17 protein-coding genes and 2 pseudogenes are annotated in these 21,050 nt (G+C 59.9%); 15 read left to right on the forward strand and 4 right to left on the reverse strand.

The genetic code is table 11. The features are described 5' to 3' along the window. Positions 1 to 166: 166 nt before the first annotated feature. Positions 167 to 1,351 (forward strand): acetyltransferase domain-containing protein, encoded by a 1,185-nt coding sequence (locus ACYAR8_RS00045; RefSeq protein WP_463578679.1) that lies wholly within the window; start codon positions 167 to 169, stop codon positions 1,349 to 1,351. 171 nt (positions 1,352 to 1,522) lie between these two features. Here ACYAR8_RS00045 and ACYAR8_RS00050 read toward each other — a convergent pair whose 3' ends face one another. Then, a complete protein-coding gene (locus ACYAR8_RS00050; protein ID WP_463578680.1) occupies positions 1,523 to 2,665 on the reverse strand; it encodes a MalY/PatB family protein in 1,143 nt (380 codons plus the stop codon). A gap of 249 nt (positions 2,666 to 2,914) precedes the next feature. On the opposite strand from ACYAR8_RS00050, the pseudogene ACYAR8_RS00055 reads away from it, so the two are divergent. From ACYAR8_RS00055 to ACYAR8_RS00105, 11 genes and pseudogenes are all read left to right on the forward strand, one after another. Further along, positions 2,915 to 5,203, forward strand: a pseudogene (locus tag ACYAR8_RS00055) (type VI secretion system Vgr family protein); the annotation flags it as partial. A 903-nt stretch (positions 5,204 to 6,106) separates the two neighbouring features. Further along, positions 6,107 to 6,940, forward strand: a pseudogene (locus ACYAR8_RS00060) (phospholipase effector Tle1 domain-containing protein); the annotation flags it as partial. Positions 6,941 to 6,945: 5 nt separating this feature from the next. Then, on the forward strand, positions 6,946 to 7,575 hold the full coding sequence (locus tag ACYAR8_RS00065) for a DUF2931 family protein (protein WP_342742079.1): 630 nt from the start codon (positions 6,946 to 6,948) through the stop codon (positions 7,573 to 7,575). Positions 7,576 to 7,693: 118 nt separating this feature from the next. Continuing rightward, entirely contained in the window at positions 7,694 to 8,275 is a 582-nt protein-coding gene (locus ACYAR8_RS00070; protein ID WP_463578681.1) for a DUF2931 family protein, read from the forward strand. A 211-nt stretch (positions 8,276 to 8,486) separates the two neighbouring features. After that, positions 8,487 to 8,750 carry a PAAR domain-containing protein gene (locus tag ACYAR8_RS00075; protein WP_463578682.1) on the forward strand — a complete coding sequence of 88 codons (264 nt, stop codon included), beginning with the start codon at positions 8,487 to 8,489 and terminating at the stop codon, positions 8,748 to 8,750. 355 nt (positions 8,751 to 9,105) lie between these two features. Beyond that, complete coding sequence (locus ACYAR8_RS00080) at positions 9,106 to 9,990, forward strand: manganese catalase family protein (RefSeq protein WP_074883321.1); 885 nt, start codon at positions 9,106 to 9,108, stop codon at positions 9,988 to 9,990. A gap of 78 nt (positions 9,991 to 10,068) precedes the next feature. Next, positions 10,069 to 10,275, forward strand: a complete 207-nt coding sequence (locus ACYAR8_RS00085; RefSeq protein ID WP_463578683.1) for a hypothetical protein — start codon at positions 10,069 to 10,071, stop codon at positions 10,273 to 10,275. Between the two features lie 271 nt (positions 10,276 to 10,546). Continuing rightward, positions 10,547 to 11,935 (forward strand): ATPase domain-containing protein, encoded by a 1,389-nt coding sequence (locus ACYAR8_RS00090; RefSeq protein WP_463578684.1) that lies wholly within the window; start codon positions 10,547 to 10,549, stop codon positions 11,933 to 11,935. A 92-nt stretch (positions 11,936 to 12,027) separates the two neighbouring features. Then, entirely contained in the window at positions 12,028 to 12,393 is a 366-nt protein-coding gene (locus tag ACYAR8_RS00095) for a response regulator transcription factor (protein WP_074883829.1), read from the forward strand. 87 nt (positions 12,394 to 12,480) lie between these two features. Beyond that, complete coding sequence (locus ACYAR8_RS00100) at positions 12,481 to 12,810, forward strand: hypothetical protein (protein WP_139214416.1); 330 nt, start codon at positions 12,481 to 12,483, stop codon at positions 12,808 to 12,810. A 108-nt stretch (positions 12,811 to 12,918) separates the two neighbouring features. Beyond that, positions 12,919 to 13,092, forward strand: a complete 174-nt coding sequence (locus ACYAR8_RS00105; RefSeq protein ID WP_158273348.1) for a hypothetical protein — start codon at positions 12,919 to 12,921, stop codon at positions 13,090 to 13,092. 26 nt (positions 13,093 to 13,118) lie between these two features. On the opposite strand, the gene ACYAR8_RS00110 is transcribed toward ACYAR8_RS00105, so the two are convergent. The 3 genes from ACYAR8_RS00110 to ACYAR8_RS00120 form a co-directional block, all read right to left on the reverse strand. Then, a complete protein-coding gene (locus ACYAR8_RS00110; protein ID WP_463578685.1) occupies positions 13,119 to 14,009 on the reverse strand; it encodes an alpha/beta fold hydrolase in 891 nt (296 codons plus the stop codon). Between the two features lie 237 nt (positions 14,010 to 14,246). Further along, on the reverse strand, positions 14,247 to 14,615 hold the full coding sequence (locus tag ACYAR8_RS00115) for a histone-like nucleoid-structuring protein, MvaT/MvaU family (RefSeq protein ID WP_074883334.1): 369 nt from the start codon (positions 14,613 to 14,615) through the stop codon (positions 14,247 to 14,249). A 203-nt stretch (positions 14,616 to 14,818) separates the two neighbouring features. Beyond that, entirely contained in the window at positions 14,819 to 15,784 is a 966-nt protein-coding gene (locus tag ACYAR8_RS00120) for a tyrosine-type recombinase/integrase (RefSeq protein WP_074883337.1), read from the reverse strand. A gap of 180 nt (positions 15,785 to 15,964) precedes the next feature. Here ACYAR8_RS00120 and ACYAR8_RS00125 point away from each other — a divergent pair, with 180 nt between their 5' ends. From ACYAR8_RS00125 to ACYAR8_RS00135, 3 genes are all read left to right on the forward strand, one after another. Then, positions 15,965 to 16,972 carry a DNA-binding protein gene (locus ACYAR8_RS00125; RefSeq protein ID WP_463578686.1) on the forward strand — a complete coding sequence of 336 codons (1,008 nt, stop codon included), beginning with the start codon at positions 15,965 to 15,967 and terminating at the stop codon, positions 16,970 to 16,972. 33 nt (positions 16,973 to 17,005) lie between these two features. Beyond that, the gene (locus tag ACYAR8_RS00130) at positions 17,006 to 19,603 is read left to right on the forward strand and encodes a bifunctional diguanylate cyclase/phosphodiesterase (RefSeq protein ID WP_463578687.1); all 2,598 of its coding nucleotides are present in this window, start codon (positions 17,006 to 17,008) and stop codon (positions 19,601 to 19,603) included. A 79-nt stretch (positions 19,604 to 19,682) separates the two neighbouring features. Further along, entirely contained in the window at positions 19,683 to 21,038 is a 1,356-nt protein-coding gene (locus ACYAR8_RS00135) for an MATE family efflux transporter (RefSeq protein ID WP_463578688.1), read from the forward strand. The last annotated feature ends 12 nt before the right edge of the window (positions 21,039 to 21,050 follow it).

Raw genomic sequence — 21,050 nt, forward strand, 5'->3', positions numbered from 1 at the left:
GGGGCAGGGTGTTCCTGTCCGGTGACGGGTGCGCCGGTTCTCCCCAACCAAGACCCTGCGCGCGATTTTGGTTGCGCGCAGGAGGCTTTGAAGTGTTATGTTATAACTCGTTTTTACAGGCCGTCCGCAGGCCTGTCGGTTATCGCGCTTCGAGAGTCCACCGCGTATGCAAACCCTGTCTGTCCCCTTGCAATCTCCCGCCACGTCTATCGCCCATCCCGGCCGCCTGCAATCGATCGATGCCCTGCGTGGCCTGATCATCGTGTTCATGCTGCTGGATCACGTGCGCGAGACCTTCTTTCTGCACCATCAGGTCAGCGATCCGATGGACGTTGCCCACACCAGCGTCGATCTGTTCATCAGCCGCACCCTCGCGCATTTATGCGCGCCGCTGTTCGTGTTTCTTACCGGGCTTTCGGCCTGGCTGTATGGCGAACGTCATGCGGGCAAGGGCGCGGTGGCGGGATTTCTGTTCAAGCGCGGGCTGGTATTGATCGCGCTTGAACTGACGCTGGTGAACTTCGCCTGGACGTTCCAGTTCCCGCCGACGGTGATCTATTTACAGGTCATCTGGGCGATTGGCTTGAGCATGATCGCGCTGTCAGCGATGGTGGTATTGCCGCGTGGGGTCCTGGCGGCGCTGGGACTGGCGATCATCGCCGGGCATAACCTGCTGGATGACGTGCACTTTGCCGCGGGCTCGGCGATGCACATTCCGTGGGCGATTCTCCATGACCGCGGCTGGATCGAGGTCGGCGACAGCCTGCGCTTGCGCACCTCGTACCCCCTGCTGCCGTGGATCGGCGTGATTGCCGTCGGCTACGCCGCCGGGCCGTGGTTTGGCCGCGACGCGAATGCAGAAAAGCGCGAGATCAACCTGATTGCCTGGGGGTTTGGCGCACTGACGCTGTTTCTTGCCCTGCGCGGGATCAACGGCTATGGCGAGAAGCCGTGGGTGGAAGGTGACACCACAGCGCAGACGCTGATGAGCGTCCTCAACGTCACCAAGTACCCGCCGTCGTTGCTGTTCATCAGCTTGACCCTGGGCGTCGGTCTACTGGTGCTGGCCTGGCTTGAGCGGCAACAGGGGCGGGCATGGCTGCGACCGCTGGTGACCTTTGGCGCGGCGCCGATGTTTTTCTATCTGCTGCACCTGTATGTGCTGAAGTTGCTTTACCTCGGCGCAGTTGCGATCTGGGGCACCACCCAAGGCCAGTACTTTGGGTTCACTTCGGTACTGGGCCTGTGGGGTTGCGCCGCGGTGCTCACCGTCGTGCTATGGCCGGCGGTGAACTGGTTCGCCGCGCTCAAGGCGCGTCGCCGGGACATTGCCTGGCTCAAGTACTTCTGAGTACGGCCATTCCAACGCGGTCTGCGCAGGACTTCATGTGTCACGCTGCAAAACTCACGATGCAGGCGCGGGCCTCTTCCCGGCTGAAGCCGGTCCTACTAAGTGTGTATATGCACCCAGAGAGACCTGCTGCGACGCTGACGGGTGGGACCGGCTTTAGCCGGGAAGGTGTCAAATGTCACGCAGGCTGCGTTCCATGCGCGCCAGGCCTTCTTCCAGCATCGGCCGTGGGCAGCCGAAGTTCAGGCGCACGAACTGGCCGCAGTCGTCGCCGAATTCCAGGCCGTCGCTGAGCGCGACTTTCGCGTGTTCGAGGAAGAACTGCTGCGGGCTGTCCAGCCCCAGGCCGGAGCAATCCAGCCACGCCAGATAGGTGCTCTGGGGCAGGTGCATCGTGATCCCCGGGAAACGGCTTTTGATGGTCTCGGCCAGGTAATCGCGATTGTCCTGCAGATACGCCACGACCTGTTCCAGCCAAGCGCCACCTTCACGATAGGCCACTTCGGTGGCCTCCAGGCCCAAGGCGTTGACGCTGTCCACCAGCCCCAGCCGCCCGGCATTGAAACGCTGGCGCAGCTCGGCGTTCTGCACCACGGCGAACGCGGTTTTCAGGCCGGCAATGTTCCAGGCTTTGCTCGCTGACATCAGCGTCACGCTGCGCGCCGCGATCTCCGGGCTCAGGGACGCGATCGGCGTGTGCTGTCGGCCGTCGAACAGCAGGTCAGCGTGAATTTCATCGGAAATGATCAGCGCATCGCGCCGCACACAGGCCTCACCGATGGCCAGCAATTCCTCACGCTCAAAGACTTTGCCCAGCGGGTTGTGGGGGTTGCTCAGCAATAGCGCGCCGCAGTCGGGCAGGGCGCGTTCCAGCGCCGCGATGTCGGTGGGGTATGCACCTTGGGCGTTGGCATGGAAGGGCAGATCGACACGCGGCAGTTGCCAGTTGGCCGGTGCGTGCAGAAGCGGCGAGTAATTGGGCGTCTGCACCAGCACCGCGCTAGACGGCGAGACCAGTGCATGGAGCGCCATGTTCACGCCGGGCTCCACCCCCGGCAGAAAGACCAGGTCCTGCGCTTCGATCTGCCAGCCGTAGCGCTCGGCGAGGTGCTTGACCAGCGTTTCCCGCAACGCCTGCTGGGGCACGGAATAGCCCAGCAGCGGATGTTCCAGACGGTTCTTCAGCGCCTGCACAATGGGCGCGGCCACCGGAAAATCCATGTCCGCCACCCACATCGGCAGCACGTCTTCGGGGTACTGGCTCCACTTTTTGCTGCCGGTGTTCAAACGCTGAAAAACGTTGTTCAGATCCATGTCCTGGCCTGTCCTGCTCGAAAAAAAAGGGGATTGTGCCAGAGAAAGCGTGGCTGGGTTTGCTGTCGGTTTTCTGTTTGTAGGATTAATCCGCAAATGCCGCTGGAACCGTCTCCTTCGTGTCTCCTCGTCTGGAGTCACACTTTGAAATGCCTCATCTTCGCTCGCCTCAGCCCTCTCTCATGGACGAGTTGATCCGGTTTTCTGCAGACCGGTCGGGGGCGTTTCTTCTGACACGGACGCTCATTCATGCTCACCGTATTGCCGCCTTTCTTTGATCACAGTCGCCATAAACTGGTTGTTCACAGCCTGCCTATCGCCCTCGACGTTTTAGCCTTTGAAGGTGAAGAACAGCTGAGCCGGCCGTTTCTTTATCGCGTGGAATTTACTTCGGTCGAGCAGGACATCGGCGCCGAGCGGATGCTGGGCAAGACCGCTCAGTTCAGCCTGAATGCGGCGGCCCACACGTTTCCGATTGCGATTCCTGGGTTGCCCGTGCCTTCAGTTAAACCGTTGCGAACGCTGCATGGGGTGATTACCGGGTTCAAGCGGCTGTCCGGTTCCGCTGATGAGGCGCGCTATGAAGTGACACTGGAACCGCGACTGGCATTGCTGGATCGGGGGCGTCAATTTCGGATCTATCAGCATCAGTCGGTGCCGCAGATTGTCGAGAGCATTCTGCGGACGCGCCACGATTTCGAAGGACAGGATTTTCTGTTCTCACTGGTGCGGGAGTATCCCAAGCGCGAGCAGGTGATGCAGTACGGCGAGAGTGATCTGGCGTTTATTTCGCGGCTGCTGGCGGAGGTAGGGATCTGGTATCGCTTTAGTAATGATGAGCGACTGGGGATTGCGGTCGTCGAGTTTCATGATGATCAGCGGCATTACGTTCGCCCTCGGATCAGTCTGCCCTACCGGCCCCAGTCGGGGTTGGGCAGCAGCGGCCAGGATGGGGTTTGGGGGCTGCAGGTCAGTCATGAGGTAGTGGAGAAGAGCGTTCACTTTCGGGCTTATCACCATCGGGATGCGAACGCATGGCTGGACGGGGATGTAGATCAGACTCGGGGGGACACCACAACTTATGGCGAGGCGTATCGCTATGCGGAGCCGTATCGCGTATTGGGCGACAAGCTGGATCAGGATGAAGATCTGCTGGGGGAAAGCGGGTTTTTCTATGGTCGACTGCGGCATGAGCGGTATCTGAATGATCAGACGCGCCTGAGCGGTATCAGCAGCGGCGCTTCGTTGGGACTGGCGCAGGTGCTGCAGGTTTCGGGTGGTGCGCCGCAAGCGTTTGATCCCGGGGCGGTGATCACCCGATTGCAGCTGAGTGCGGCGCGGGACCGCAGTTTCGAGCTGAGCTTTGAGGCAATTCCGTATTCGGAGAGCGTGTGTTTTCGGCCGCCTTTGCTGGCCAAGCCTGCGATAGCCGGCACTGTTCCGGCCCGTGTCACCAGCTCGCTGGCCAACGATCCCTACAGCCACATCGACAGCGGAGGCCGCTACAAGGTCAGCTTTCTGTTTGACCGCGACAGCTGGAAGCTGGGTCAGGAAAGCCTTTGGTTGCGCCTTGCCCGACCTTATGCGGGCGACACCCATGGCCTGCACCTGCCACTGATCTGCGGCACCGAAGTGGCAATTGCCTTCGAGCAAGGTGACCCGGATCGGCCCTACATCGCCCACGCCCTTCACGACAGCCGACACCCCGATCACGTCACCCTCACGCGCAGCGATTACAAACGCAACGTCCTGCGCACCCCGGCCAATAACAAGCTGCGCATGGAAGATGATCGCGGCAAAGAACACATCAAACTCAGCACCGAGCACAGCGGTAAGAGCCAGCTGAACCTTGGGCATCTGGTCGACAACGAGAAGGATAAGCGCGGCGAAGGGTTTGAATTGCGCACCGACGGCTGGGGCGCGATTCGGGCGGGAAGCGGGCTGTTCATCAGTGCGGGTGAACAGACCCAGGCGCACGGTCAGCAGCTCGACATGGACGCTGCAATCGACCAGCTCGAAACCGCGCTGTCCCTGGCCCGTACCATGGCCCAGGCCGCAAAAGGTGCGGGCGCCATTCCCGCCGATAGGAGCGGCCAAACGCAACTGAACGATGCGCTCACCAATCTCACCGAGCCCGGTGTTCTGCTGCACGCACCGGCCGGCATCGGCATGGTCAGCCCCGAGGCCATCTGCGTGTCCTCCGGTCGCGAGAGCGTCGCCATCACCTCGTCACGCTCAACCGACCTCAGCGCCGGAAGCAACATCACCGGTACCGCCGAAGGTGCGATCAGCCTGTGCGCCGTCACCAAGGGTTTGCAAGTTAAAGCGGTTCAGGGCGACGTTCAGCTTCACGCCCAAAGTGCCGCACTGCATGCGCTCGCACAAGACGACATCAAGATCGAAAGCCTGGCCGGCCGGATCGAAATCAGCGCCCCGAAGGAACTCGTCCTCAGCTGCGGCGGCGCATTCATCCGTATCAAGGATGGCGAAATCGAGCTGGGTGCGCCGGGGAATATCTATCACCGGGCCGCTTATGTGCTGAAGGCAGGTGCCACCACGCTTACGACTCCGGTGACGCCAATACCTTATGGCTATGGGGCGGGGTACACCCTGGTCGACGCGCAACAGGCCGCCGCGCGCTTTGTCCGTTACCGGATCACCACGCAGAACGGCGAAGTGTTCAACGGCGTGACCGACAAGGACGGCAAGACCATGCCCGTCCACACGATGCTGCCCGGACATGTGGCGATCGACTTTCCGCAGTCCGAAGAAAGACTGAAGCCGCGTCCCACACCTGAACTGGAGGAGGAAGAAGAGGAAGAGGAAATCAACGAAGGCATCACGCTGCGCATCGGGTTGTTCTTTGACGGGACGGGGAATAATCAAAGTAATGCGGCGGCGACCGCGCAGTGCCGACAATCGGATCTGGACAGCTTCAGCCGTGAAGAGCTGGAGAGCATCGCCGCGACGTGCAAGCAATATGGGTTTGGGGAGTTTGACGGGAGTGCGTTTAACAGCGCGCCGAATAACAGTTACGGGAATGCGCCTAGCAATGTGGCTTATTTGTTTCAGCTGTATCCGGACAACGCGGTGGATGGTATTTCGGCTGAAGCCAAAACCGCATATATCAAGGCGTACGTAGAAGGTATCGGTACTCGCAGCGGTGGCAAGGATGCAACGGTCATTGGGCAGGGTCTTGGCCAGGGTGAGACGGGGGTAGTAGCGCGGGTGAAGCAGGCGCCAGCCTTAGTAAAAACACAGCTACGCTTTTTTGAACAAACCAACCCCGGCATTTCGATTAAAAAGATCGAGATCGATATCTTCGGCTTCAGTCGCGGTGCAGCGGCCGCGCGTCACTGCGCAAATGAGTTTCTCAAACCCCAGTGCGGCGTATTTAGAGAAATCCTCACCGCCAGAAGTCATGGTCTGCAACAGAGCTTCGACGCATCGACGGACGTATCCATCAACTTGATCGGCCTGTTCGATACCGTTGCAGCCATCTCAGACCCTGCACATGGGGACTTCAGTCCTGGCGACGACGTAAATCGTGGCGTCAATCTCTATCTGCCACCCGACTGCGCGCGGCAGGTCATTCAGCTTCAGGCGCTCGACGAATATCGAGCCGACTTTTCTCTTAATAACGTCCACCACACGCACCTCCAGATCGGACTGCCGGGCGCCCACTCCGATGTCGGCGGGGGCTATCTGCCACGAGCACGAGAAAAGTTGTGGATGACGCAGCCCTGCAAGGCCAGCGTTCCGACCGGTCAAAAGGTTGAATCCCATGCCGCATGGGCCCGTGCAGAGGCGCACGCCAAGGTATTGCGCGAATCAGGCGTGGCCCGCGATGGCTACATTGCGGTGAAAGCCTGGCCTGCAGCAACCAACCCTCGCGGCAAAGCTGCGTCGGCCATGGAGCACTACTGGATAACCGTACTCCTTGAACGCCCGGTGCATGGCGAACTTAGCCTGATTGCACTGCGTGTCATGCGTGAACTTGGGATACGTCACGCCGTTCCCTTCAAGGGTCTGGAAGCGCGGCCTGAACTCGCAGTGCCAGAGGAGCTTATGCCTATCGCTAAGCGAATCTTGCAGCAGGTAATGACGGACCGGCTCGTAAGCTTGGAACCTGCGCAAGAGGCATTGCTACGAGCGCGTTACATCCACATATCCGCGCACTGGACCCCTGAAGGTCCCTTCTTACTTAGCAAACCGGCGCCGCTGAATCGTAGAAACGTGCACCTCAACCGTCCGCAAGAAGGTTATCCGGAATGAGGCGCATGGGTTTTGCAGTCGGATTGCTACTCAGCCTGAGTGCCTGTGCCACGGGTGGCTCAGTACCCCCACCTGTCAAGCTGCCTTATCCGGCATGGTACATCGGCTTCGCCGCGCCCAAACACATGGAAGTGTGGGTGGAAAGCGTCGATGTGCTTGATCAGCGGGGATATGTTTTCTTCAACGTGCATGCTGGAGTCGCCGGTTACACACGTAAGCCCGAGGGCTGGCACAAGGGCACATCTGGTGGCAAACCCATCAACAACGTCGACTTACCAGACCAACTACTTCTGCGCTGGCAGTCACTCGTGGAGCCTCAGGCTTACAAAATCAGCATCCGAATACCGCAGTGGGTACGCGATGAGATGGTTAGGCCAGAGCGCGTCTACTGCCGTGGCTCAAAAGAATGGATAGACGACTACCGTTTCGCGATTACGTTGGGAATGGCTCCGGGAGGTATCGTGAAAGTTTGGGCCGGTGGGCCATGTCTGGGTTTCAAGGAAGTCGGTCGTTACCAAGCTAAAATCGAACCGCTCGGCCCCTACCGTGGCGCAAGCAGGGGCAAGTACATCCCGCTCGAACCGGAGAACAAAGCTTACGTAGAACAGCACGGCATTCCCTATGGCAGTTGGTAATGCTGCTGCGGCCTCGCACCCATCGCGCCACCGCACAAATGAACGTCTCAGAATCCAGTGCGCCGCTCATTCCGATGTGGGCGGGGGCTATCTCCCACGAGCACGAGAAAATTTGTGGATGACGCAGCCCTTTAAAGCCAGCGTTCCAACCGGTCAAAGAGTTGAGACCCATGCCGTGTGGGCGCAAGCAGAGGAGGTGTGGGTGGAGACGGTTGATGTGATCGATGAGCGAGGTCTGGCTTTTTTTCGTGTGCATGGTGGAGTCGCGAGTTACACCGGTCAGTCAGAGGGCTGGGGAAATGGCGCGGGCAAGTCGAAACCCATCAACAACGTCGATTTTCCTGAGCGAATCTTTCTGCGCTGGCAATCTCTGGTCGAGCCGCAAGCCTACAAGCTTAGTATTCAGATACCGCAATGGGTGCGCGACCAGATGATCAAGCCAGAGCAAGCATTTTGCTTATGGACACGCAAAAAGGAGGAGGACTATCGCGCCGCAATTACCCTTGGAATGGCGCCAGGGGGAATTGTAAAAGTGTGGTTAGGCGGATCGTGCCTGGGCTTCAAAGAAGTTGGCCGCTACCAAGTCGAAGTCGAGCCCCTCGGACCCAACCAGGACGGAAAAGGCTTGTTTTACCGAGCACCAAATCCAGCGGCACTGGCCTGGATAGACCAACACAGCATTCCTTATGGAAGTTGGTAATTCGGTTGTCAACGTTCCAGGGGTGCCGCTTGCGATTTAAATCGTCCGTGCCGCCTGACGCCCCAGGATCGCGTTGGCTGGTACAACGCGTTCGCCAGCAAGCGGTTGCAGTCAGGAGTACTTGGAAATAATTAGCAGTGCTGAGTTTCTTATAACCAATCACCGTAAATATATAAATAATCAATCAAACTGACCGAGAGTTTTCACCACTATGAAAGACATTATCCGCCTAGGCGACCTCACCACCCACGGCGGCGTCGTGCTTCAGGCTTTTCCGCAGACCGACCTCAACGGCAAGCCCATCGCGGGGGTGGGGCACAACGTCAGCTGCCCTTTATGCAAAGGTGTTTTCCCCATCGTCGAAGGCAGCAGCACATACGCTGTGGACGGAGTGCCGGTTGCGTTGAACGGCATGAAGACCGCCTGTGGCGCAGCCCTTATTGCCAGCGGGCCGAAGGCCGCCGTCATAAGCTGATCACACTTGCGCCGGCCCGCTGACGACCTGCGAAACATCTCGGCGCCAATCGACGGCGCAATGCCGTCGATCTTGGTCCCGAAAACGCTTCGTTTAGATACCCTATGGTCGAGAAATTTAATCCGTTCGGCTGTTTGTGAAACAACAGACCACCCGTCGGTACGCTCGCCTATCTAACTAAACTTCCAGCGGTAAACCATTGGTCGGTTCCAAGTTCGCTTCCCTGAATTCCATCTCCAGCGATCTCTCCTTATATCTGTGCGTTCTGCTGAGTTGACCGATCGCCGCAATAGAAAAGCTGAACTTGTCGTTAATAAACCCTGATATCACATTAGCCTGAGAAGGGGGTAACACTATGTTCCTGCACAATAAACGTCTTCAATACACAGTTCGCGTTGCCGAGCCTAATCCGGGTCTGGCCAATCTGCTTCTGGAGCAGTTTGGCGGCGCTCAGGGTGAGCTGGCCGCAGCCACTCGCTACTTCACCCAAGCATTGGCGGAAGAAGATCCAGGTCGCAAGGATCTGTTGCTGGACATCGCCACCGAGGAGCTGAGCCACCTGGAAATCATCGGCTCGATCATTGTGATGCTCAACAAAGGCGCCAAAGGCAAACTGGCCGAAGGCGTGCAAGCCGAAGGCGAGCTGTACCGTGACATCAACGGCGCCGGCAATGATTCCCACATCACCAGTCTGCTGTACGGCGGTGGTGCTCCGCTGGTCAACTCGGCCGGCGTTCCATGGACGGCGGCTTACATCGACACCATTGGTGAACCGACAGCGGACTTCCGTTCCAACATCGCTGCCGAAGCGCGGGCCAAGATCGTCTATGAGCGCCTGATGAACGTGACCACCGATCCAGGCATCAAGGACGCGTTGGGCTTCCTGATGACCCGTGAAATCGCGCACCAGATTTCCTTCGAAAAAGCGCTCCACTCGATTCAGCCGAACTTCCCCCAAGGCAAGTTGCCAGGCATGCCAGAGTTCTCCCGGACGTACTTCAGCATGTCAAACGGCGAGCCTAATGTGCGTGGGCCATGGAATAACGACGACGACTTCGAATACGTCGAGAATCCAAAGCCGGCAGTAGACGGGGGCGACGGAACCGCTTCGGTCACGTTGAGCGAGGACGAGTCGGTCACGTTGACCATGATGAAAGAGCGGTTGAAGTCTGATCTGACAGCCGACCCCATGACCGGTGCCGACCTCGGGTCGGGCATGGCTCAGGGCAAAGCCGAGTAAACCGATAAGAGCAGGGCCGGCATTTGGCCGGCCCTGCCGACGAACTGATCACTGCCCCGTACAGCAGGGAGGTTTCTAATGAACACGTTATTGGAAGATTCGACGCTCGATGAAGACAGCGAGTTGTTCAACGACAACGCTCAGCTGGACTTCTCTTCTTGTGTGACGCGTTTCGAAGCAGAAGCAGCGACGCTCGGTCGCGGTTTCAGAATGGCCTTGTTTGTTCAGCAATTCAAAGCCGGACTGCTGCCCAAATCGGTAAAAGGAGTTGAGAGACTCCACTAGGGCGTGGAGCTTCTGTGGACGATTGCCTGAAAATATCCGCTGGCTAGCCCGTTTCATCCCGCTACTAGCCCATCGATTTTGCCCGCGAAAGCGGGCTTTTTTGTCTCTGCCGAGGGCGCGGAATTGGATCCCGCCAAAGCGGCCACATCACCCGTAATCCGAAACGTTGCGAGGCGCTGGACGGAACTGTGATTACCCGCCACTGTATTGGCCTTCGCGCGTGCGCAATGCGTATTTTCAGGCCTGATGCCTATCAGGAGAGGGAGCGGATTTGAATCAGCTAAAACGCCTTGAAAGCGGGATCAAGGGCTTCGACGCGCTGCTAAAAGGAGGCCTTGTTGCGGGCGCCTCATACATCATTCAAGGACGGCCAGGGTCGGGCAAGACGATCCTCGCCAACCAGCTAGGGTTCAATCATGTCCGGCAGAACGGCCGCGTGCTGTTCGCAACGCTGCTCGCCGAGCCCCACGACCGGTTGTTTCATTTCCTGTCGACCCTGAGCTTTTTTGATCGCGGTGCCGTGGGCCAGAGCATCCAGTTCGTCAGTGCCTTCGACACCCTTGAGAACGACGGTCTGCACGAAGTGGTCAAGTTGCTGCGCCGCGAGATTACCCGACAACGCTCCAGCATGCTGATTCTGGACGGCCTGCTCAACGCGCGCTCCAGGGCGGAAACGCCGCTGGACACCAAACAGTTCATTGCCGAACTGCAGGGTCATGCCGCATTCGCCGGTTGCACGGTGCTATTCCTCACCAGCTCGCAACTCGACGATGGCAGTCCTGAGCACACCATGGTCGATGGCGTGATCGAAATGGGCGAAGACATGGTCGGTTCGCGCGCGGTGCGCCGGATCAAGATGCGCAAGACCCGGGGCAGCGGCGCCATACCCGGCGCCCACGAATTCGAGATCAACGACCAGGGCATTTCCATTTATCCGCGCCTGGAATGCATGCTGACCCGAACCGGTGCCATGCCCGAACACCCCTACACAATCCTGAGCAGCGGCATCGACGGGCTGGACGCCCACATCGGTGGCGGTCTGGTCCGTTCCTCGGTGACCCTGATCATGGGCCCTTCAGGCGCCGGCAAGACTTCGCTTGGCATCCAGTTTTTAAGCGGCTGCTCTGCGCAAGAGCCCGGGCTGTACTTCGGCTTTCATGAGTCGCCGCAACGGGCGAGGGCCAAAGCGCGTTCCCTCGGCAAGGATTTCGCAGCGCTCGAAGCGGCGGGCGCGCTGCACACCGTCTGGACACCGGCCTCGGCAGGTCTGATTGATCGTGTCTGTTACGACTTGCTCGACCGGGTAGAGCGGCTGCAGATCAAACGTGTGTTCATTGACAGTCTCAACGCCCTGAGCCGCGCGACTGCCGATCAGAGTCGGGTACCGGACGTCCTCGACACCTTGCTCGGCGAGCTTCGCGCCCGTGGAGTGACGGTGATGGCATCCTGGGAAGCGCATCGGTTGTTCGACGATCAACCGAGCGTCCCGGCCCCGGATGTCTCCGGTGTGGTTGATAACCTGCTGCTCGTCCAGTTCGTTCAGCATCGGACTGAACTTCAACGTCAGGTTTCGATTCTTAAGATCAGAGACAATGCGTACGATCCCTCGCCACTTGAAGTCGTGATGAGCAACGCTGGAATCACCATGCAAAAGGTCTGATATATGCGATTCGCAACGTGGGGGCGGCCAGAACGAGTGAGTTGCTGGATCAGGTGCACGGCCCTCGCGACATCGTGGGAAGTGGCCATCTGATGCCGACGATTCTGATCATCGATGACGAATACCTGATTGCCGATATTCTCAGTTTCGCGCTGGAGGATGAGGGTTTTCAGACAGTGGTGGCTGGCAGCGGGCGCAAGGCGCTGGAGATTCTCGATCGCGAGCGCCCCGACCTGATCATCACTGATTTCATGATGCCCGGCATGACCGGTCTGGAACTCGCAGAGACAATCAAGTCCCGCGAGAAGCACATGTCGACGCCGATCATGCTCATGAGTGGCGCCCAGGCCTACATGGGGGCCGAGCGGCCGGACCTTTTTGATGAGGTGATTGATAAGCCCTTCGATATCGACCAGGTCATCGGCAAAATTCACGCTCTGTTTCAAGCCCGGCTGTAAGGTTTTCCAGTTCGACCGTCATTGTCGTTGAACGAATCGATTCAGCCCCGGGTCGATACTGATAACGCTTACGAGTCGGGCAGTGCGATGAATACCTGGTACAGCAAATCTTTGGGTGAAGGCACCGTGGTGTATAGCCGCCTGCGTGCACTGAACGAACTTCGTCATCAAATGTGTCCCGACGCCCCTTGTCCCTACTCGCTTTATATGGACGCCGTCAGCGCGGAGACCATCGTATTGTTCGATCCCAGGCAGATTGTCCTGGCCTCCGCCTTCGGTGCAATGCCTTGTGGGCAGCCCAATATCAATGGGGTTCGCCTCATCGATCTTGAATACCGCCCGCTTCCCGTGAGTGCACAAAGTTCGCAGATGTTCAGCTCTCCACGTATCCGCACCGAGCCCCGTTTGTACGCTTAATGCCCCGGAACATATCGGTGTGCTTGAATTTCGAAGCTGATTAGCAACTCTAGTGAGTGGCCGCGTGAGCGGGCCCAGTGCTGTCAGTGTTATCCCAAGGAGAAGCAAATGGCCGTGGCCGTCGTCAGACTGGAAGGTGAAGATATCCCCCTCGAACATCGGCAGTCGGGTGTCACCGCCGTGTTCCGTGTCAAGAACGAAGAGGGCGCCGTGTTGTATTTCGAAGATGAAGTTGAAGCGGCCAAGTCGGCCGTTGAACTGAGCGATGCCGAGCATTCCTGAATAATCAGTGGCCGGCTTACCTGTACTTACTGGTTCTTCAGCAGGCTTGTTATCGCATCGACAAATTCTGTCGGTGCTTCCTGGGGCACATTGTGGCCCACTCCCTCGATTACCTGTCGCCGCACTGTCCCTGCAAATCCACGTATCGCCGCGCTGCTGTCGCGTGTTGAAGCCACGCCGTCGTCTGCTCCGGCCAGAATCACCGTGGGCACACTGATCATTGGCTGCTGCGCGAGTTTCTGCTGGATAAAGGCGTAGCGGGGGTCGCCCGCCACCAGCCCGAAGCGATGGCGGTAAGAGTGCACCACCACATCGACGAAGTCCGGGTTCTCGAATGCCTGCGCTGTATCAGCGAACGTGGCGTCTGCGAATGACCATGTCGGCGACCAGAGCTTCCACAGCAAACGGCAAAACTCAACTCGATTGGCGGCAAGGCCCGCGCGTCCGCGCTCACCGTGAAGGTAATACTGGTACCACAGTCGCCGCTCCGTTTCGGGTGACGCCGGTGTTTCTGCAGCAGCGATGTCCTGAATGTTGTAGCCGGGGTCGCAACTGACCAGCCCCGCCACGCGTTCCGGCCACAGCGCAGCCACCACACAGGCGGCGCGTCCGCCCCAGTCGTAACCGGCGAGAGTGGCTTGCGGGATATGCAATGCATCCAGCAGTGCCAGCAGGTCGGCGCCCAGTGCTGCCTGTTCGCCGGAGCGAGGCGTGGCTGAATCGAGAAAACGGGTAGGGCCGTATCCCCTCAGGTAAGGCACGATGCAGCGCCAGCCGGCCTGGACCAGGCGCGCCGACACCTCGTCGTAGGCGTGGATGTCATAGGGAAATCCGTGCAGCAATACGACCACCGGGCCCCCGTCCGGGCCTATGTCGCGGTACGAAACATTCAGCACGCCGGCAACTATGTTCTTCACGGGATGACTCCGACAGACAAGTAGAAGCGAAGCCCTGAGAAATACCGGGCTGAAGTGTGGCGGTAGTGCTTTTAAACGATTGAAGTATGGGGCGGGCAGTTGCAAACCAGAGAGGGAGCAACGATCGCGAGCGCGATACAGGCAGCGGTCAAATCACCGATGCAGCGCCGCGGGCGCGTGCATCGGGAGATCGGCAACGGGGCGCTGATCAATAAGACGTCCCCGTTGACAGGCCGATCAGGAAACCCAGGATTCGACGGTGTCGGAACCGTGTTCGGCTTTCCATTCTTTCAAGGTTTTGTGATTGCCGCCTTTGGTTTCTACGACTTCACCGGTGTGCGGGTTTTTGTAGACTTTGACAGCGCGGGCTTTGCGAGTGGTCTTCTCGGGGGCGCTGGTGTTCTTGCCCTGTTTGGATCCGGTAGGGTGATCCAGAATCGAAATAATATCTTTAAGGCTCTTATTGTATTCGCCGAGCAGCGTACGCAATTTGCCTTCGAATTCGATTTCCTGTTCCAGGCCTTTATCGCCTTTCATGGCCTCGAGGGCAGCGAGCTGGTCGGCAAGGTGACGTTCGAGTTGGCGGTATTCAGCAAGTTTAGACATTGGAACTCCATGTTTCGGTTTGTTGATACTGACGTGCGGCGTTAGCACTGGCGAACATTGGAGCGCACGGTGATTACTGGTGTAACCGTGGACACTGTAGTGCGAGTGGGTGCATGGATGCCAGTACTTACAGCAAACTTTTCTGCCTTGACTGCAAGGCAGACAGTTCATCCGCCGCTGCCGCTTTAAAACTTGCACGGCGGTCAGGTTTTCTCGAGCGCTGCAGGCTGCATGGCCGGGTTCAACGCGGGCTTCAATGCCAGCCCGCCAAACGAGGTGGTCGGGTCTACATAACGCAGGGCCGATTTAATGTCTTTCCAGCCGACGTAATTCATCAGGCTTTTAATATCCCAGCCGTTGCCGGACGCCCAAGTTGCAAATCCCCGGCGCATTGAGTGACTGCTGTAGAGGTCATCAGGCAAACCGGCGTCTTTAAAGATGCGCCGCAACATCGGCACCAGGCTGTGGGAATTGATGGCTTCCAGGGACAGATTGCCCCAGCGGTCAATCCGCCGAAATACCGGCCCCTGGGTCAGGCCGGCCACGGTGATCCAGTTGATGTAGGCGTTGACCGGGCACAGCGTCTTCAGTGCCGGGGTGCGAAACGTCGTGCCCTCATGCTGGCGGTCGCCTTTGGTGTAAGGCAGATAGAAGCTGATGCCTTCGCCCGCCTGCGCCTGGGTGTTGCCAATGTCCAGCCTGGCCAGCTCGTCGCCACGAAACCCTCGCCAGAAGCCGATCAGCACCAGCGCGATAGAGCGTCGGTGCCGCATCAAAGTCTTGTGGTCGCCCCGCTGCCAGGCGCCATCGGCCTCGTTCTCCAGCCACGCCACCGCTTGCTCAAGATGACGCAACAGCAGCGGCGCCGCCTGTTTGGCCTGTGCCGGATGGACAACGCGAATGCCCTTGAGCAGTTGCCGCACGGTGGGCGTTTTGGTCGGGTCCGGAAACCCTTGGGTGACGTGCCACTGGGCGAGCGCCGCCAGGCGCTGCTTCAGCGTACTGATGGCGTGTTTGTCGGCGTACTCGGCGAGGTAGCGCACGATGCCATCGCCCGTCGTGGGCAGGTAGCCGCCCCAGACCACTTCGAAATGCTCGATCGCGGCCCGATAGCTCCGGCGCGTATTGGCGCGGGTGCCTGCTGACAGGTATCGATCTGCCTTTTCCATACATCCCTCGATGGGCGTGACACGGGCGCTTTACTGACGCAAGTCGTGAAATGAGCGTCTGAAAAGCGATAAAGCACTATTATCGTTTGCTGGAAGAAACATTTCCATACAGGGTTTTAGATGATAACGTGCCCCGTAATAACGTGTTACGTAACACAGTACGAAATCGTAGGAGGCGACATGGCACGCGGAGGCATCAACAAGGCGGTGGTAGACAGGGCACGACAGGCGCTGTTGAGCAAGGGCGCTTACCCCAGCATCGATGCGGTGCGTGTGGAACTGGGCAACACGGGTTCGAAGACCACCATTGCCCGCTATCTAAAAGAGCTGGACGCCCAGGCGCCGGCGCAGGCGTCCTCGCGGGAGCGCATGGGCGACGAGCTCAAGGCGTTGGTTGAAAGTCTGCTTGATCGCTTGACGGAGGAGGGCGCGGAGGTCGTTGCCCAGGCACAGGAAGACTTCGAGCGCCAGCGGGAGTCTTGGGAAGCTCGACTGGAAACCCTTGAGTCGGAGCTGAAGTCAGCCCGCCAGCAGTGCGAATCGCAGCACGCCGCGTTGACTCAGCAGGGCGCCCAGCTGCACACCACGCACTCCTCCTGGCAGTCGGAACTGACGCGCAACGCCGGTCTGAGCCAGCAGTGCCAGGACCTTGAGCGGCGCGTGCAGGACAAGGACGTGCAAATTCAGTCCCTCGAAGAAAAGCATGTGCACGCCCGCGCCGCGCTGGAGCATTACCGCGAGGCCATCAAGGAGCAGCGCGAGCAGGATCAGCGGCGCCACGACGCCCAGCTTCAGCAGATCCAGGTCGAGCAGCGAAAACTTCAGGAGACGCTGGTCGTCAAGCAGGATGAATCCACGCGCCTGAACCGCGACAACGAGCGCCTGCTCGGCGAGATGCGTCAGCAGGCCCGGTCATTGGCCGATCAGCAAGACCAGACGCAGCGCCTGGCCACAGAACTTCGCAACGCGCAGATGACCACCGCCAAAGCCGACGGCGCCCGTGAGCAGCTTCAAGAGCAACTGACGGCTATAAAAGCGGAAAGTAAAACCCTGGCGACAGCGCTGGCACTGGCCAGCGAGCAATTGGCGCAGGCCAATCAGCGTGTGACTGTGTTGAGCGAGGACAACGACAGCCTGCGCGCTCAGGTGCAGCTCATTATTGCCGCGGCGCCGCCGATACAGACGTAAGCGACCCACCGGTCTTCAGTTCTGCAGAAAGCCATGCCAAAACAAACCACTACACCACCCGCGACGCCAGCCATCCTCCCCGCGAGCCCCTCGACCGTGGAGCTGGCGCGGGGTTCGTTGTTCAAGTTCGTGTTCCTGCTGGCAGGCGTGTTTCTGCTGGCCGCTTACTTGTTGGCGTTCCTCGCCCATGACCTCGATCACAACGAGGAGATCGAAAGCGCGTTCTACACCGAGAAGGCGATGCGATCTCTTCAAAAATCGCTGTCCGTCACGGTCAGGGACTATGCGTTCTGGGGCGATGCCTACCGCTACCTGCATTTGCAGGTGGACACGGAGTGGGCCTTCGTCCGCCAGAACATCGGACCTACCCTGTACAGCGATTTCGGGTTTCAGGGTTTGTTCGTCATCAATGACGCCGGTCGCACGGTGTATTCGGTCATTGAAGGGCAACTGGAAAAGATCGATGCCGACCCGTGGCTGGGCCAGGCCAGGGAGCTATTGCTGGCCAAAGCGCGGGAGGGCGCCGAGACAGAAACCCCGTTCACCGCTTTCATCGACTTGAACGGCACCCCCGCGCTGGTCGCTGCAGCCGCTATCACCCCCGGCACCGATCCAAGCGTGATTCCCGATGGCCGGGCGCCTTCGGTACTGATCTTCGTCGACGTGCTCGACGACGCCAAGCTGGCCGTTCTGGGCAAGGAATACGGGGTAGAGGGCCTGCACGTTGCAACGCCCGACGAGCTCAACCAGGTCTCGATCTTTCGACTGGGCGAGGGCGGTACTGCCGGCGCCCTGCACTGGACGCCCCCCAAGCCAGGCCTGCGTTTGCTGACCCTTGGTCTGCCGCTGATCGGGCTCGCCGCCCTGCTGGTGTGCCTGATGACCTGGGCCATCCTGCGTCGCGCCACCGCCGCCGCACGCTCCCTCGATGACAGCTACGCGTCCCTGCAGAAAAGCGAAAGCGCATTGGCCACCAGTGAGGCGCGCTTTCGCGATGTGGTGGAAGCCAGCTCGGACTGGGTCTGGGAAATCGACAGCGCAGGGCGGTTCACGTACCTTTCCGACCGCTTCGAGATCGTGACCGGCCTGGACCGCGCGCAGTGGATCGGCGCCTTGATGGACGACCTGCTGCAGACCGAGCTCGGCCAAGTGTCGCAGTGGCTGGCGATCCCCAACCGTCGCCCCGACATCACTATTCAGTGCCGCTACCTGGAGACCTGCGGTCGCGAGCGCATCAGTCGGCTGTCAGCGCGGTCGATGGTGGTCGGCGGATTCCGCGGCACGGCCACGGATGTGACCGAAGAAGTGGAAGCGCGTCGGCGCATCGAGTTTCTCTCCCAGCACGACGCGCTGACCGGGCTGCCCAATCGGGTCCGGTTGCAGGAGTTTCTGGATGGCAAACTCAAAGCGCTGCCAACCCTCGACCAGCCACTGGTGATGCTGAGCATCGACCTGGACCGCTTCAAGCCGGTGAATGACCTGCTCGGCCACGCTGCCGGCGACCGTGTGCTCAATGACGTGTCCAGTCGGCTGTCCGATTGCGTGCGCCATGGTGACCTCGTTGCGCGGGTGGGCGGCGACGAATTCGTGCTGATCCTCAGCGACACCCAGACCCAGGACGAAGTCGAGGCGTTGTGTCGGAGGCTGATCGAGTCCATCGAACGCCCGGTGCTGATCGACGACCAGGAAATATTCGTCAGCGCCAGTATCGGTATCGCCATGGCGCCTACCGATGCGCGCGAGGCCGCCGAGCTGCTGCGGTACGCCGACATCGCGCTGTACGAAGCCAAGGCCAGTGGTCGCGGCACCTGGCGGTTTTACGCAGGGGACATGAACGCCAAAATCATCGAACGCCGTCGGCTGGAGAGTGACCTGCGCTACGCCATCAAACACGATGAACTGCGCTTGCATTTCCAGCCGCGTTTTCGTATTTCCGACGGCGCAATGGTCGGGGCCGAAGCGCTGGTGCGTTGGCAGCATCCCCAGCGTGGGCTGATTCCGCCGGACACCTTCATTCCCATCGCCGAAGAAAGCGGGCTGATCATTCCCCTCAGCGACTGGGTTATGGCCCAGGCGTGCAGTGAAGCCGTGCGCTGGCCGAAACACCTGTTCATTTCCATCAACCTGTCGCCTGCTGAATTCAAGCGCGGCAACCTGCCGGCGCGCATTCAGTTCGCCCTCACGGCCACGGGGATCGAGCCGTCGCGGGTCGAACTGGAAATCACCGAAGGCGTGATGATTGAAGACGCCGTGGGGGCACTCGATGTCATGCAGACCCTGAAGCAGTTGGGGGTGCGCATCGCCATGGACGACTTCGGCACCGGCTATTCGTCGTTGAGCTACTTGCGCACCTTCCCCTTCGACGGGCTGAAGATCGACCGCAGCTTCCTGACCCGCCTCACCGAAAGCGAAGGCGACCGCTCCATCGTCCAGGCCATCGTCGGTCTGGGGCGGGCGCTGTCACTCACGGTCACGGCTGAGGGCATTGAAACCGCCGAGCATCTGCAATTGCTCAAGTCAGTGCAGTGCGATGAGGGTCAGGGCTATTTCTTGAGTCTTCCGCTGACCACCCCGGACTTTCACGCGCTGTTGGCGGCGAGAAATACGGCGGCGGTGGGCACAAACGTATAAAGTGCGCGCGCTGTCCCGGCAGCGCTTTTTCCATCACACCTGCTGCCGCACCCGGCCACTGTTTATATCTGGAGTGTTCATGAATCACCCGCGCGCTGTTTTCACCGAAGGCTCGGTGGCCCGGCACGTATTGGTGATGTCGAGCACCAGCGCGTTGAGCCTGCTCGCGGTGTTTCTTGTGGACATCTTCACGCTGATCTACGTCTCGATGCTCCATGATCCGTTACTGCTCGCCGCGACCGGGGTGGCGAAGGTGCTGATCTTCCTCAACAGCGCCGTCTCCAGCGGGCTGATCATTGCCGCCGCAACGGTGCTGTCCGAGCGGATCGGCCACCGCGCCTCGAAGGCGTCATCCCGTCTGGTCACGCACCTGATGTTAATGGTGATGGTCGCATCGGGTGCGGCGGCGGCGTTGCAACTTGCGCTGCTAGTACCGCTCACCCATTCGCTCGGCGCGGACGCCAGCACCTACGAAGCCGCGCGAATTTTCATCTGGCTCACCCTGCCGTTCAGCGTGCTGCAATCGGCCATGCAGATGGCGGCGCAGATCCTGAGAACCGCCGGCGACAGCCGCCGCGCCCTGTGGGTCGTACTTTCAGGTGCGGCGACCCTGGCGCTGGCCGATCCGCTGTTCATCTTCGCTTTTGGCCTAGGGCTTGAGGGCGCGGGGATTTCCTATGCGCTGTCGGCGCTGGTGTCCCTGGGTCTGGGCATTTACTGGCTGCGGGTGCGGCTGGCGATGCCTTTCTCCATCCGTTGGCGACTGCTGCGCCTGCACGCACGCAAGGTCATGCAGGTCGGTTTGCCCGCCATGGTCGGCAACTTGGCGACGCCGGTGGGCCTGACCTATCTGGTCTCGTCGATCGGCGCCTATGGCACGTCGGCGCTGGCGGCCATGGCGGTGATGGACCGCGTGATGCAGTTTGCCTACTGCGTGTTCTTTTCCCTGCCCAGCGCCCTCGCGCCGGTGCTGGGGCAGAACATCGGAGCCCATCGCCACGCCCGCGTCGCCTCAGCCATCGTGTTCAGCCGCAAACTGGTGATCGTTTATGGGCTGCTGGTGTGGGCCGTGCTGCTGCTGGTGGCCACGTCGCTGGCCGACACTTACGAGCTTGAAGGCACCGGGCGGGCGATCTTTCTTGCGTTCTGCCACGTCGGCGGCGGGCTGTGGGCACTGATCGGGCTGGATTTTGTCGCCATCGCGATGTTTGTGACCCTGGGCCGACCCTGGCTGGTGGCGCTGTTCGCCTGGCTGCGGGCAACGCTGGGGACCGTGCCGTTCGTGCTGGGCGGGATTCACCTGTTCGGTGCGGCCGGTGCGTTCCCGGCCATGCTTACGGGTAACGCATTGATTGCCGTGACTTCGATTACAATCGCTTCCCTCACGGCCCGGCGGTTTTTTCAGCGCCGGGGCGACGCCCGGGCAGTGGCGTGAGCAGGCCATTGC

It is taken from the genome of Pseudomonas sp. HP_01 (genome assembly GCF_055284355.1).